We start from the raw sequence: 13725 nt of genomic DNA on the forward strand, positions 1-13725 counted from the left end.
GGCCGGTGACGATGGTCGTCCGGGCGCCGAGGTGCTCGCTCTGCCGCGCCCCACCGAACCCGCGCGGGGTGCGTCGGCGGGCCGGTGCGCCGGCGGGCCCGGGTGTGGCGAGGGCGTCGAGGTGGCGCCAGGCGCCGAGGGGCGTTGCGGCGCAGCCGGTATCCCGCTCAGCTCATCGTCTCCGGGGCGATCTCGGCGATGAGGTTCTCGACCAGGGTCTTGATCTCGTCGCGGATCGGGCGGACGGCTGCCACGCCCTGGCCGGCGGGGTCTTCCAGCTTCCAGTCGAGGTAGCGCTTGCCGGGGAAGACGGGGCAGGCGTCGCCGCAGCCCATCGTGATGCAGACGTCGGACTGGCGGACCGCGTCGATCGTGAGGACTTTCGGGCCCTCGGCGGAGATGTCGATACCGACCTCGGCCATCGCCTCGACGGCGGCGGGGTTGACGGCGTCGCAGGGGTTCGAGCCGGCGGAGCGGACCTCGACGCGGTCGCTGGCCAGGTGGGTCAGCCAGGCAGCGGCCATCTGGGAGCGGCCGGCGTTGTGGACGCAGACGAACAGGACGGACGGCTTGCCGGACTCGGCCATGGTGATCGTTCTCTCTCGTCGCACGACGGCACCAGCCGCCAATGACTTCAGCACCTGCTGGTATCAGCACGCAGTGATGTGAGAGTATCAGCGCATGCTGACTTCAGTCGATCCTGATGTGATCCGGGTGCTGGGCGATCCGCTCCGCCTGAAGATCGTGACCCTGCTGGCGCGCGAGACGCTGTGCACGACGCACCTGGTCGAGGAGACCGGAGCCAAGCAGACCAACCTGTCCAACCACATGAAGATCCTGCGCGAGGCCGGTGTCGTGGAGACCGAGCCGTGCGGCCGGTACGTCTACTACAAGCTGCGCCCCGAGGTCCTGGTCGGGCTGTCCGAGCAGTTCGCCGCGCTGGCCGCTTCCGCCCGTGACGCCGTCGAGAACAAAAGGGCCTGTCCGTGACTTCCGCCGAGCCCACCACCGCTCAGGGTGCCGGCCCGTCCGGTGACGACTCGATCGTCAAGCAGCTGTCCACCCTGGACCGCTACCTCGCGGTCTGGATCCTGCTCGCCATGGCCGTCGGCCTCGGCCTGGGCCGCCTCGTCCCGGGGATGAACGACGCGCTCGCGAAGATCGAGATCGGCGGGATCTCCCTGCCGATCGCGCTCGGCCTGCTTGTGATGATGTACCCGGTACTCGCCAAGGTCCGCTACGACCGTTTCGACCGCGTCACCAGCGACCGCAAACTGCTGGTGTCCTCGCTGGTCATCAACTGGGTCGTCGGCCCGGCGGTGATGTTCGCCCTGGCGTGGATCTTCCTGCCGGACCTGCCCGAGTACCGCACCGGTCTGATCATCGTCGGTCTGGCGCGCTGCATCGCCATGGTCATCATCTGGAACGACCTCGCCTGCGGCGACCGGGAGGCAGCGGCCGTCCTCGTCGCCCTCAACAGTGTCTTCCAGGTCATCGCGTTCGGGGTGCTCGGCTGGTTCTACCTCGACCTGCTGCCTCGCTGGCTGAACCTTGGCGACGGCCAAGGCCTGGACGTGTCCGTCTGGCACATCGCGCTGAACGTCGCCATCTTCCTCGGTATCCCGCTCCTGGCCGGGTTCCTCACTCGCCGCTTCGGCGAGCAGAAGATGGGCCGCGCCGGCTACGAGGCGAAGTTCCTGCCGCGGATCGGCCCCTGGGCGCTGTACGGGCTGCTGTTCACTATCGTCGTCCTGTTCGCCCTCCAGGGGAAGACGATCACCTCGCAGCCGCTGGACGTCGTCCGGATCGCGCTGCCGCTGCTGGTCTACTTCGCGATCATGTTCTTCGGGACCTTCCTCCTCGGCAAGGGGCTGGGCCTCGCCTACGACCGCACCGTCACGCTGGCGTTCACCGCGGCGGGCAACAACTTCGAGCTGGCCATCGCGGTTGCCATCGCCACGTTCGGCGTCACCTCGGGCCAGGCCCTGTCCGGGGTCGTGGGACCGCTGATCGAGGTGCCGGTGCTGATCGGGCTCGTCTATGTCGCGCTCGCCTGGCGCCGCAGGTTCCCGGCCGACGCGGTCACCACGGCTCCGTGACACGGTACGACGTCGACGTGGACGTGGTTGCGGCCCGCCACGGCCGCAGACGCCGCCACAGCCGTCGGGCCGGTGCCCGTCCCGGGGGGGACGCCGGCCCGACGGAAGGCCAGGAGCAGAGACGTGGACGGCAAGCACATGCAGATCGGCGAGGTCGCCGCGCGCACCGGGCTGTCCCTGCGCACCATCCGGCACTACGAGGAGGCCGGCCTTGTCACCCCGTCCGCCCGTTCCCAGGGCGGCTTTCGTCTCTACACCGAGACCGATGTCGCCCGCCTCATGGTCATCCGCCGGATGAAGCCGCTCGGCTTCACGCTGGACCAGATGGGTGACCTGCTGGACGCCACTGATCGCCTCGACGCCACTGACCGTCTCGATGCCGATGCCGATGCCGATGCTCAGCCGGAGCCCGGCGAGCGCGAGGCCCTTCTGGGGCGTGTGCGCGAGTACGAGCGGACCGCGGCGGAGCAGGTGGAGAGGCTGCGCGTCCAGCTCTCTCGTGCCGAGGATTTCGCCGCGACCCTGCGCGCTCGTCTGTCCGAGGGGGAATCGCGGCGCCCCTGACGTGGCGGCGCCGCCACGCTCGACGAGGACGGCGTCGTGTGTGGATGGCGCGGGGGCAAGTTCGCTGGTGGAACGCGGGGTGGCGTGCGGCGACGGGGTCATCCCCGTCGATTCCCCTGCGGCGGACCGTCGCCGCCTGTTCGGCGTGACCCGCGGTCAGCGGCTCCGGGTGCCCGGTGCCCCGTTGCTCACTACCGCATACTCCTCCGCTGTGGGGGCGTCAGGCTGCGGCGGGCAGTGTCAGCAGCTGGCCCATCGCGGTGAGCACTGACGGCTCGACCCGGTAGTAGACCCAGGTGCCGCGCCTCTCGGAGGTCAGCAGGCCGGCTTCCTTGAGCTTCTTCAGGTGGTGGGACACCGTGGGCTGGGAGACGCCGACATCGGAGATGTCGCACACGCACGCCTCTCCGCCCTCGTGGGAGGCCACGGCCGAGAAGAGCCGCAGGCGCACCGGGTCTCCGAGGGCCCTGAACATCCGAGAGGCCGTCATTGCCTCTTCGGCGGTCAGCGTGCGCTCGGTCAGCGGTGGGCAGCACGGTGCGACACCCTGGCCGCCGGACTCGATCAGTGGCAGCACCTTCGCAGTTGACATGCGTCTATGTTGACACATGTCGAACCTGTGCGCCGGGGTCGTTGCCTGCGGGCGGAGTGGGTGACCGGTTGCGGTGGGTGCCGGGTGTGCTTCGTTCGCGACCTCGCCGGGGTGCCGGGTGCGACACGCCAGTTTCGACATATGTCTATGTTGACGCTCATCGATGTAAGTGTGAGACTGGGTCATGCAAGCCATCGACAGATGTCGAAACAGTCAGGGAGTTGCCGATGACCGTCCCCGCCGCCACCGAGCTGCCCGTCGTCGTGATCGGTGCCGGCCCCGTCGGCCTGGCCGCCGCCGCCCACCTGATGGACCGGGGCATCGAGCCCATGGTCCTGGAGGCCGGCCCGGCTGCCGGCACCGCGGTACGTGACTGGGCGCACGTGCGGCTGTTCTCCACCTGGGGCGAAGTCGTCGACCCGGTCGCGGAGAAGCTCCTGGCCCCCACCGGTTGGACCCGGCCCGACCCGGGCGGCTACCCCTCCGGTGGTGAGTGGGCCGAGCAGTACCTCCAGCCGCTCGCCGACGTCCTCGGCGACCGGGTACGCCTCGGCGCGCGGGTCACCGGCGTCTCGCGTGCCGGCCGTGACCGGATCGTCGACGCCGACCGGGACCAGCAGCCTTTCGTCGTGTACCTGAGCCATGCCGACGGCCGTGAGGAGCGTGTCTTGGCCCGCGCCGTCATCGACGCGTCCGGCACCTGGGCCACCCCTTCTCCGGCGGGTGCCGGCGGACTGCCCGCCCTCGGCGAGAAGGCCGCCGCCGACCGGATCACCTACCGCGTCCCCGACCTCACGGACCCGGTCGTCCGCGCCCGGTACGCGGGGCGCCGCACCGCCGTCATCGGCTCCGGCGCCTCCGCCTTCACCGTCCTCGCCCACCTGGCAGCCCTCGCCGAGTCCGACGACGGCACCGGCACGAAGAGCGTCTGGATCCTGCGCCGGGGCATCTCCGGCTCCACTTTCGGCGGCGGCGCCGCCGACCAGCTTCCCGCCCGCGGCGCCCTCGGACTCGCCGCGAAGGCAGCCGTCGACGAGGGCCACGCGGACGCGGTCACCGGCTTCCGTACCGAGGCGATCGAACGCGACGCCGACGGCCGTCTGATCCTGATCGGCGAGGACGGGCGCCGCCTGGACGCGGTCGACGAGGTGATCGTACTGACCGGCTTCCGTCCCGACCTCAACTTCCTCAACGAGCTGCGCCTCGGCCTGGACGAGCGCCTCCAGGCGCCGACCGAGCTGGCCCCGCTGATCGACCCCAACCAGCACTCCTGCGGCACCGTATACCCGCACGGTCACCGCGAGCTCTCCCACCCAGAGGCGGGGGTCTACCTGGCCGGCATGAAGTCCTACGGCCGGGCCCCGACCTTCCTCGCCATGACCGGCTACGAGCAGGTCCGCTCCGTGGCCGCCGCGCTCGACGGTGACCGCGAATCCGCCGACCGCGTCGAGCTCACCCTCCCCGAGACCGGAGTCTGCGGCGGGGCCGGGCTCTTCGACGCCCCGGCCGCCGCCCGGACGGACGGAGGGGGCTGCGGCGTCGGAGCGCCCGCAGCGGCGCCCGCGCCCGCAGCCGTGGCCGGCGGCCACGGGCCGACGGGGGACTGCTGCGGCTCATGACCGCCCCGGGCACCCGCGTGCCCGGGGCGGCGGCCGGAGCAGCCGACCGGTCCGGTCCCGCGCCGCCGTCTCCTCCGGGTGGGCGGTCGGTGTCGGTCACGGTGGCCGGTTCGGTTGTCGGTGGCATGGGCCACACTGGCGCGCATGGCGTCTCGCGAACCCCGCTCCCCGGCCCGCCGTTCCCGCACCGCCCGTGGTCACGACGACGGGCCCGGCGCCGGGCGTGCCGCGCGGCCGGGCGTCCGCGCGCCCAGGGCGCCGGAGTACGAACTGCCGGTGCTGCGCCCCGCCGACGGATACGACCTGGAGCCGGGCGGCGACTGCGACGGCCTGGAGTTCGCGGACATGGACCTCGCCGACGGAGAGGGCCGGGGCGCCAACATCCTCGGCTGCGTACTGCGCCGCTGCGCGCTGGACCGGGCCGACCTGCGCCGCGCCCGCCTGGTGGACACCCTGCTGGAAGAGGTCCGCGGCGTCGGCACCGACCTGGCCGAGGCGGTGCTGCGTGACGTGGAGCTGGTGGACGCCCGGCTCGGCGGTGTCCAGCTCAGCGCGGCTGAGCTGAACCGCGTGCGGGTGCGCGGCGGGAAGATCGACTACCTGAACCTCCGGCAGGCCCGGCTGACCGACGTCGTCTTCGAGGGGTGCGTCCTGGTCGAGCCCGACTTCGGCGGAGCCACGCTGGAGCGGGTGTCGTTCGAGGGCTGCGACCTGCGCGGCGTCGACCTCAACCAGGCGACCTTGCGCGACACCGATCTGCGGGGCGTGGCGGGACTGGAGATCACCCGGGGTGTGGAGCGGCTGGAGGGGGCCGTCGTCACTCCCGCGCAGCTCCTGGACCTGGCGCCGGTCCTCGCGGCGGCGATGGGGCTCAGGGTCGAGAACTGAACCCGGGGGGCCGGCCGGGCGGTCGGCCGGTCGCTCGGTCGGTCGCCGGAGCGTCAGACCCGCGGGAAGCGGGCGAGGAGGTCCCAGACGGCCGGATTGTGGTCGAGGTCCTCGTGCATGTCGGTCAGGTCGGCGACCACGTCCTGCAGGAAGTCCCGTGCCTCGCGGCGGAGGTCGCCGAAGGGGACGGTGAGTGCCGGTTCGTCGTTGTCCTGCCAGTCGGCTCGGATCCTCACATGGCCGAACCGGCGCTCGAAGCGCAGCAGTTCGGTCGACTCGGTGAAGTCCAGCTCGGCGCGCTGAGGCCGTGAGGCGCGGCTGCCCATCGGGTCGCGGTCCAGCCGTTCGGCGATGTCGCACAGCGCCCACGCGAAGTCCAGCACCGGGACCCAGCCCCAGGCGGTGGACACCTCGTCGTCGGTGACGGTGTCCGCGAGGTAGACGTCCCCGCAGAACAGGTCGTGACGCAGGGCCCGCACGTCGGCGGTGCGGTACTCCGTCTGCGGCGGGTCCGGGAAGCGACGGGAGAGCGCGTAGCCGATGTCCAGCACCGGGCCATCGTGTCACGCCGGTGGACGCGCCCCACGGCCGGTACGCGGCCCGTCTCCACAGCCGGTGGGGCGGACAGGCGGACGCGCGTTGGCAGGCGAACACGCGGCGACGCGCGGACACGCGAACGCCGGCCGCCCCCGCGGAGCGACCGGCGTGGTGACGGCCGCGTCAGACGTTGACGCCGTAGTCCTGCGCGATGCCGCGCAGGCCGGAGGCGTAGCCCTGGCCGACCGCGCGGAACTTCCACTCGGCGCCGTTGCGGTACAGCTCACCGAAGACCATGGCGGTCTCGGTCGAGGCGTCCTCGCTCAGGTCGTAGCGGGCGATCTCCGCGCCGCCGGCCTGGTTGGTCACCCGGATGTAGGCGTTGCGGACCTGGCCGAAGCTCTGGCCGCGCGCGTCGGCGTCGTGGATCGAGACCGGGAAGACGATCTTCTCGATCTCGGGGCCCAGGCCGTCGAGGAAGACCTTGATCTCCTCGTCGTCGCCCTCGCCCTCGCCGGTGGTGTTGTCCCCGGTGTGCTGGATCGCCTGGTCGGGGGAGATCAGGTTGTTGTAGAACACGAAGTGCCCGGCGGAGACGACCTTGTTGCCGGCGTCCACCGCGATGGCGGTGGCGTCGAGGTCGAAGTCGGCGCCGGTGGTGGTGCGTACGTCCCAGCCGAGGCCGATGGTCACGGCGGTCAGGCCAGGCGCCTCCTTGCTCAGAGAGACGTTTCCGCCCTTGGTGAGGCTCACAGCCATAAGAAGATCCCCTTGATGGTTTCTGGCGTTGCGGGGGCCACGGAAGTCCGGGTGTCACGAAGACGTTACCGTTCTTCGCCCAACGACTCCGGCCCTCGCGAGGTTCCCCCCGCCCGCACGGGCGTACCCGGTCGCGTACCCGGGAGCCGTGCGTCGTTAACAGGGTGCGCCGAGGGCGCCCCGGAGGGGATCATTGCCCCCATGGCCGGGCCTTATGTCATCCGCGAGCGTCCCGCCGGCGCCGACGGCGCCGGTGGTGGTCCGGTCTGCCTGCCCGAGGCGGAGCTGCGCTGGCGGTTCTCCCGCTCCTCCGGTCCGGGCGGGCAGCATGTGAACACCACGGACACCCAGGTCGAGCTGAGCTTCGACCTCGCCGCGACCGACGCGCTCCCCGCCGCGTGGAAGGAACGCGCGCTGGAGCGGCTCGCGGGCCGGCTGCGGGACGGGGTGCTGACCGTGCGGGCCTCCGAGCACCGCTCACAGCTGCGGAACCGGGACAGCGCGGCGGAACGCATGGCGGCGCTGCTGGCGCAGGCGACCGCGCCGCCCCCGAAGGCACGCAAACGCAAACGGGTCTCGCGCGGAGCGAACGAGCGACGGCTGCGGAGCAAGAAGCAGCGCGGCGACGTCAAGCGGGGCCGCTCCGGCGGCGGCTGGGACTGACCCCGGTCACGGGCTGCGGCTCCGCGGCTCGGACCGACCCGGGCCGCGGGCGGCGGCCGGATCAGTCCAGCGAGCGGTAGCGGCCCTGGAAGTAGGTGAGCGGGTTCTCCCCGGTCGGTGTGAGCCGGGTGGTCAGCACCCGGCCGATCACCAGGGTGTGGTCCCCGGCAGCCACGCGTTGTTCGGTACGGCACTCCACCGAGGCCAGCGAGCCGTCCGGCAGGGGGGCTCCGGTGAGGGCGCCGAGGGTGTGCGGCACCTCGCGGAAGATCAGCCGGTCGCTGAGCCGCCCCTTCATCGCGAACCGCCCCGCGAGGGTGCGCTGCCCCTCGGTCAGCAGGGAGGCCGCCCACAGCGGCTGCCGTTCCAGGATCTCGTCCATTCGGGAACCGGTGCGCACGCTGACCAGTACCAGGGGCGGGTCGAGGGAGACGGAGAGGAAGGCGGTCGCGGTCATGCCCGCGGCGGCGCCGACCGGCTCGTCCTCGTCGTCGTGGGCGGTGACGAGGACCACTCCGGCGGCCAGCCGGGCCATCGCCGCTCGGAACTCGTCCTGACTCACCCCGTCAGCATGGCCGACGCCGGGCCGCCCGGCGGGCTGCCGGGCCGTCGCGTCGGGCGTGGCCCGTCCGGGCAGCCCCACCGGTCCCGGGGTCGCCGCTCGGTGGTCTCCGGTGGCACTGTTTGCACTTCCCGCGCTGCTGAACACACTCAGAACGTAACCTCCTTGTTCGCGTCCGCGCATCGGACCCCGGGACCAGGCGGGGTGGCGGGGGACCTACGTCCGAGGACCGAGGCAGTCGCAAAATGTGACATGAGTCACAGGAGGCAAGTAATCGTTGACCCTGTGTACCTAGTGGACAGCTCGCTGTGATTCAGTGGCCTGTGTATCTGCATGTGCATCTGCCGGGGGTGTGAATGGGAACGGAGACCGAGCCGTACGTCCGCCTGGCATCGCTGCGCGAGCTGCATCACGCGGTGGCCCGGCTCAACACAGCCCGTTCCATGGCGGACACCCTGCAGACCATCGTCGACGGCGTGGTGGAAGCCGTCGACTTCGAACTGGCCGCGGTCAACCTCGTCCGGCCCGACGGCGACCTGCTCGTCGCGGCCGTCGCCGGTGACGCCGACGTCGAGACCAGCCTCGCCGGCCGCACCGGCTCCCGGGAGTCCTGGGAGCGCCGCCTGGAGATGGGCGAGCGCTGGGGTGACCTCTGTTTCATCCCCTACACCGAGTCCTGGGTGCTGGAGGACGACGTCCCGACCTGGACCGGCACCGGCCCCGCCCCGCGCTACCCCGACGAGTGGCACCCCATGGACCGGCTCTACGCCCCCATGGCCACCAGCGACGGCGAACTCCTCGCCGTCCTCTCCGTCGACCGCCCCCGCAACGGCCGCCGCCCCGGCCCCTGGATACGCGAGGCGCTCCAGCTGTACGCCTCGCAGGCCGCCATCGCGATATCCAACGCCCGGCTGCGTGGCAACATGCAGCGGGCCCTGCACCGGCTGGAGCGCGAACAGCAGGCGCTGCGCGCCAGCGAGGAGAGCTTCCGCCAGGCGTTCGAGTACGCCCCCAGCGGCATGGCCATCGCGGAGGTCGGCGGCGACGAACACGGCCTGCTGCTCCGCGTCAACGACGCCCTCTGCCGCCTCCTCGGCCGTCCGATGACCGTCCTGCGCCGCTGTTCCTTCGCCGACCTCGTCCACCCCGAGGACACCGGCGTGCTGCTGCGCACCTCCGCCGAGGGCGGCCGCGCCGAACTCCGGCTGACGCGCCGGGACGGCACCTACGTCTGGGTGTCGCTGCGCAACTCCGTGGTCGCCGACACCACCGACGGGCCCCGCTTCCTCCTCACCCACGTCGAGGACATCGAGGAGCGCAAGCGCCATGAGCTCCAGCTCAAGCACCGGGCCAGCCACGACTCACTGACCGGGCTCCCCAACAGCGCCGAACTGCGGCAGCGCCTGGGCAGCCGCATCTGTGAGCAGCCCGAGTCCGAACCCCAGTCGCGCCGCGTCACCGACGCCTTCGCGGGGCTCGGCACCCCGGCGCCGCCACCGTTCGACCACCACGAACACCTCACGGCGCCGGACACCCCCGGCGGGGACGAGAAGGGCCTCGCCGTCCTCTTCTGCGACCTCGACGGCTTCAAGTCCATCAACGACCGCCACGGTCACGGCTACGGCGACGCCGCGCTCCAGGAGGTCGCCCGCAGACTGCTGCGCGCGGTCCGCGACGACGACACCGTCGCACGGCTCGGCGGTGACGAGTTCGTCGTGCTCGCCGACGGCCTCGGCAACGCGGAGGCGTCCGACCTGGCGGTGCGGCTGAGGCAGGCCATCATCCCGCCGATGCGGGTGGAGAACCGCGTCCTGCGGGTCGGCGCCAGCTTCGGCATCGGCTGGGCCGCCTGCGGGATGACCACCGAGCAGATACTGGAATCCGCCGACCAGCGGATGTACATCGAGAAGCGTTCCCGCCCCCACCACCGCCGCCGCGCCGGCTGACCGGGGAGCGTGGACGCCCTCCGCCCGGGTAGACGCTCCGGCGCCGTCCGGTGTCCGCCGAACGGGGTAGGCTCGGCCTGGCGTAGGACGAGGGCGGGGAACGATAGGAGCGCAAGCGATGAGCGCGGGGAACAACGGCATGAGCACACCGGAGGGCGGGGACGACCCCTTCGGCTACCTCTACCGTCCGGAGGACGGCCAGGCACCGGCTCAGCAGCCGCAGCAGCCCTCGTACCACCAGGTCCGACCGGTCGGCGAGCGCCGCCCCTACGGCGGCCAGCGCTCCGGCTACGGCTATCCGCAGCCCCAGTCGGCGCCGCCCCAGCACGACCCCCACTACGCGGCTCCCGAGGCCCAGCCCGGCGGTGGCGGTTACCACTCCGGCGGCCCGCCCGGCCCGTACCAGAACGGCGGTGAGCCGCCGCGCCGCAACACCCTGCTGATCGGCGCCATCGCGGTGGTCACCGCCGTGGTGCTCGGCGTCGGCGCCGCGCTGCTCTTCAGCAACAACGACGCCGGGGGCGACGACGACCGCGCCGACGACAGCAGCGAGGTCAACCCGACGCCCGACGTCCCGGACGACGAGGACGAGGGCGACACGGACGAGGACGGCGCCGACGAGGACGAGACCGGCGAGGACGAGGAGGATCCCGAGGATTCGGGAGACCTCCCCGTGGCGGACTTCAACGGCGCGGACATCACGCTGAGCAACGGCGCCATCGTCGGAGGCGGCCAGCTCGAAGGCGCCCGCTCGTCCGACGGCAGCTACATCACCGGCCTGAACAACAACAACTCGACCGTCAGCTGGCAGTTCGACTTCGACGGCACGCCCGGCGACTACCGCGTCTACGTCGGCTACACCGTCGAGGACGGCGACCAGCTGATGAGCTGGGCCATCAACGACAGCCTCCGCGGCGACGAACTGGAGTTCAAGGACCATCGCAAGAGCGGTGCCTACAAGGACAACTGGACCTACACCTGGAAGCAGGTCTACCTCAACGAGGGCAGCAACCTCCTCCAGATCGGGTGCGGCGGCGACGACACCTGCGACGTGGTGATCGACGGCCTCGTCGTCACCCCGCACGCCGACGGCATGGAGCCCTGGTGATCCTCGCCCGTTGCTGAGCCGCCGGCCGGCCGGCACGCACGCACATGCGCACATTCGCACCAGCACACGCACCACGGCCCCGGCGGGGCGCGGCCTCACCGCCGCCCCCGCCGGGGCCGTGTCGTCTCCCGGGACGGGCCGCGCTCAGCCGCGTGCCGCCGACGGTTCGACCACTGGTTCGACCAGCCAGCGGCCCTTGCGCATCACGCCCGCCACCCGGTACTCCCGGTCCAGCACCACCAGGTCGGCGTCCTTGCCGGCCTCGATCGAGCCGACACGGTCGGCGACCCCCAGCATCCGCGCCGGGGTGGTCGCCAGCGCGCGCACCGCGTCGGGCACCGCGATGCCGTCGACGGTGACCGCGCGCCGGAACGCCTGGTCCAGGGTGAGCGTCGAGCCCGCGATGGAGCCGCCCTCCACCAGCCGGGCCACCCCGTCGGTCACGTCGACCTCCAGCGGTCCCAGCGGGTAGCGTCCGTCGCCCATTCCGGCCGCGCCCATGGCGTCGGTGATGAACGCCACCCGGTCGGCGCCCGCGTCGCGGAAGGCGAGCTGGAGCGCGGCCGGGTGCAGATGCGTCCCGTCGTTGATCAGCTCGACGGTGACCCGCTCGTCCTCCAGCAGGGCCGCGATCGGCCCGGGCGCGCGGTGGCCCAGCGGAGGCATCGCGTTGAAGAGGTGGGTGGCGACGCTCGCGCCCGCGTCGACGGCTCGACGCGTCGTCTCGTAGTCGCCGTCGGTGTGGCCGATCGCCGCGAGAACGCCCAGCTCCCGCAGGAGGCCCACCGACTCCAGCCCGCCGGGCAGCTCGGGGGCGACGGTGACCATCACGGCCGTGCCACGCGCCGCCTCGACCAGCTTGCGGACGTCGGCCGGGTCCGGGTCGCGGAGCAGCGAGGGCTGGTGGGCGCCGCAGCGCTGCGCGGAGATGAACGGACCCTCGAAGTGGATACCGGCCAGGTCGCCGTCCTCGACCAGCTCGGAGAGGGCGCCGGCCTGCCGCGCGAGATCGTCCAGGTCCCCGGTGACGGTCGAGGCGACCATCGTGGTGGTGCCGTGCGCCCGGTGGGTGCCGATCACGGTGTGGGCCTGCTCGGCGGTGCCCGCCGAGAAGGAGGCACCGCCCCCTCCGTGGACGTGCATGTCGACGAAGCCGGGCACGATCCAGTGCCCGGTGAGGTCGTGGGTGGCGGTCTCGTCGGGGCGGCCGGTCACGATCCGGCCGCCGTCCACGGTCACCCGCCCGCCCTCGGCGACCCCGGCGGGGAGCACCACGTCGGCCCCGGTCAGCACCGCGCGCTGAACATGTGACGTCATGGGATCTGGGACCTCCGGGGTGTCGGGGCGGTGGTGCCGGACGTGGGTGCGGTGACGCTGCTCGCTGTGCCGGCCGCGGCGGTTTCGGTGGCGGCGGTTTCGGCAGCGGCCTCCGCGACGGCGCGGTCGGCGAGTTCCCGGGCGAGGAGCCCGGCGCCCAGGCAGCCCGCGCTGTCGCCGAGAGCCGCCCGGACCAGCCGCGGCTCGTGCTGGAAGGTGATCCGTTCGCGCAGTGCCGCGCGCAGCGGGACGAGCAGGGTGTCGCCGGCCTCGGCCAGGCCGCCGCCGACGATGACCACCTCCGGGTCGAGCAGGGTGGTGGCCATCAGCAGGCCGTCGGCGAGGGCGTCCACGGCCCGCTGCCAGACCTCGGTGGCGGCCGGGTCCCCGGCGGCCACGGCGCGGGCCGCGTCCGCCGCGTCGGCTTCCGGGTCGCCGGAGCGCTCCGCCCAGTCACGGCCGACCGCGGCGGCCGAGGCCACCGCCTCCAGGCAGCCGCGCTGACCGCAGCCGCAGTCCGGCCCACCGGGACGCACCACGAGGTGACCGATCTCCCCGGCGCCGCTGTGGGCACCGGGCTCCACCCGGCCGCCGATGCCGATCGCCCCGGAGATGCCGGTGCCCAGCGGGATGAAGAAGAACCGGTCGCTGCCCTCGCCGGCGCCCAGGCGGCCCTCGGCCAGGCCGCCGGTGCGCACGTCGTGGCCGAGTGCCACCGGCAGCCCGGCGAGCCGCTCGCTCAGCAGCCGGCGCAGCGGCAGATCGCGCCAGCCCAGATTGGCGGCGTAGCGGACCACGCCCGCCGGCTCGTCGAGGATGCCCGGTACGACGACCCCGGCGGCGACCGGCGCGGCACCCAGCTCCCGGACGCCCGTGGCGTGCAGCTCGGCGGCGAAGTCGAGCACGGCCGCCAGCATCGCCTCCGGGCCGTCGGCGCGCGGGGTGGAGCGCCGCCGTCGCAGCACCGGCGTGCCGGTGGCGTCGATCAGCGCCGCCTTCATGCCGGTGCCGCCCACGTCGAGCGCGATCACATGGCCGTCCCCGGCGCGGGGGGCGGGAGCGGTGGTGGAG

Annotated in this window: 14 protein-coding genes and 2 pseudogenes; 9 read left to right on the forward strand and 7 right to left on the reverse strand. The window is 72.6% G+C overall.

The window, feature by feature from the left end:
- Positions 1–167 precede the first annotated feature (167 nt).
- Positions 168–587: an arsenate reductase ArsC gene (locus tag E0D90_RS16505; protein WP_130799066.1), complete on the reverse strand. Its 420-nt coding sequence runs from the start codon at positions 585–587 to the stop codon at positions 168–170.
- A 94-nt stretch (positions 588–681) separates the two neighbouring features.
- Here E0D90_RS16505 and E0D90_RS16510 point away from each other — a divergent pair, with 94 nt between their 5' ends.
- The 3 genes from E0D90_RS16510 (at position 682) to E0D90_RS16520 (ending at position 2663) form a co-directional block, all read left to right on the forward strand.
- Entirely contained in the window at positions 682–990 is a 309-nt protein-coding gene (locus E0D90_RS16510) for an ArsR/SmtB family transcription factor (RefSeq protein WP_130799056.1), read from the forward strand.
- Positions 987–2099, forward strand: a complete 1113-nt coding sequence (gene arsB, locus E0D90_RS16515; RefSeq protein ID WP_130799057.1) for an ACR3 family arsenite efflux transporter — start codon at positions 987–989, stop codon at positions 2097–2099. Before E0D90_RS16510 ends, arsB begins: the two co-directional genes overlap by 4 nt.
- 123 nt (positions 2100–2222) lie before the next feature.
- Complete coding sequence (locus E0D90_RS16520) at positions 2223–2663, forward strand: MerR family transcriptional regulator (RefSeq protein WP_174856212.1); 441 nt, start codon at positions 2223–2225, stop codon at positions 2661–2663.
- Positions 2664–2883: 220 nt separating this feature from the next.
- On the opposite strand, the gene E0D90_RS16525 is transcribed toward E0D90_RS16520, so the two are convergent.
- The gene (locus E0D90_RS16525; RefSeq protein ID WP_130799058.1) at positions 2884–3255 is read right to left on the reverse strand and encodes an ArsR/SmtB family transcription factor; all 372 of its coding nucleotides are present in this window, start codon (positions 3253–3255) and stop codon (positions 2884–2886) included.
- Positions 3256–3482: 227 nt separating this feature from the next.
- Between E0D90_RS16525 and E0D90_RS27500 the strand changes: the two genes are divergently transcribed.
- Together E0D90_RS27500 and E0D90_RS16535 are read left to right on the forward strand one after the other, a co-directional pair.
- Positions 3483–4874: an NAD(P)-binding domain-containing protein gene (locus tag E0D90_RS27500; RefSeq protein ID WP_194116906.1), complete on the forward strand. Its 1392-nt coding sequence runs from the start codon at positions 3483–3485 to the stop codon at positions 4872–4874.
- A gap of 144 nt (positions 4875–5018) precedes the next feature.
- Positions 5019–5762 (forward strand): pentapeptide repeat-containing protein, encoded by a 744-nt coding sequence (locus tag E0D90_RS16535; protein WP_130799059.1) that lies wholly within the window; start codon positions 5019–5021, stop codon positions 5760–5762.
- A gap of 53 nt (positions 5763–5815) precedes the next feature.
- Here the strand turns inward: E0D90_RS16535 and E0D90_RS16540 are convergent, their stop codons facing one another.
- A complete protein-coding gene (locus E0D90_RS16540; RefSeq protein ID WP_130799060.1) occupies positions 5816–6313 on the reverse strand; it encodes a hypothetical protein in 498 nt (165 codons plus the stop codon).
- 169 nt (positions 6314–6482) lie between these two features.
- The gene (locus E0D90_RS16545; protein WP_130799061.1) at positions 6483–7058 is read right to left on the reverse strand and encodes a TerD family protein; all 576 of its coding nucleotides are present in this window, start codon (positions 7056–7058) and stop codon (positions 6483–6485) included.
- 201 nt (positions 7059–7259) lie between these two features.
- On the opposite strand from E0D90_RS16545, the gene arfB reads away from it, so the two are divergent.
- Entirely contained in the window at positions 7260–7721 is a 462-nt protein-coding gene (arfB, locus tag E0D90_RS16550) for an alternative ribosome rescue aminoacyl-tRNA hydrolase ArfB (protein WP_103500490.1), read from the forward strand.
- A gap of 61 nt (positions 7722–7782) precedes the next feature.
- On the opposite strand, the gene E0D90_RS16555 is transcribed toward arfB, so the two are convergent.
- Positions 7783–8283 (reverse strand): flavin reductase family protein, encoded by a 501-nt coding sequence (locus E0D90_RS16555; RefSeq protein ID WP_258036892.1) that lies wholly within the window; start codon positions 8281–8283, stop codon positions 7783–7785.
- A gap of 356 nt (positions 8284–8639) precedes the next feature.
- Here E0D90_RS16555 and cdgB point away from each other — a divergent pair.
- The 3 genes and pseudogenes from cdgB to E0D90_RS16565 form a co-directional block, all read left to right on the forward strand.
- A pseudogene (cdgB, locus tag E0D90_RS16560) lies at positions 8640–9699 on the forward strand (diguanylate cyclase CdgB); the annotation flags it as partial.
- Between the two features lie 74 nt (positions 9700–9773).
- Positions 9774–10229, forward strand: a pseudogene (locus tag E0D90_RS28610) (GGDEF domain-containing protein); the annotation flags it as partial.
- A gap of 118 nt (positions 10230–10347) precedes the next feature.
- A complete protein-coding gene (locus E0D90_RS16565) occupies positions 10348–11337 on the forward strand; it encodes a hypothetical protein (protein ID WP_130799064.1) in 990 nt (329 codons plus the stop codon).
- Between the two features lie 144 nt (positions 11338–11481).
- Here E0D90_RS16565 and nagA read toward each other — a convergent pair whose 3' ends face one another.
- Together nagA and E0D90_RS16575 are read right to left on the reverse strand one after the other, a co-directional pair.
- Positions 11482–12654: an N-acetylglucosamine-6-phosphate deacetylase gene (gene nagA, locus E0D90_RS16570; RefSeq protein WP_130799065.1), complete on the reverse strand. Its 1173-nt coding sequence runs from the start codon at positions 12652–12654 to the stop codon at positions 11482–11484.
- Complete coding sequence (locus E0D90_RS16575; protein ID WP_265415958.1) at positions 12651–13655, reverse strand: ROK family protein; 1005 nt, start codon at positions 13653–13655, stop codon at positions 12651–12653. Before E0D90_RS16575 ends, nagA begins: the two co-directional genes overlap by 4 nt.
- Positions 13656–13725 lie beyond the last annotated feature (70 nt).

Origin of the sequence: Streptomyces otsuchiensis, from assembly GCF_004305975.1 — a bacterium.
Lineage (GTDB): Bacteria > Actinomycetota > Actinomycetes > Streptomycetales > Streptomycetaceae > Streptomyces > Streptomyces otsuchiensis.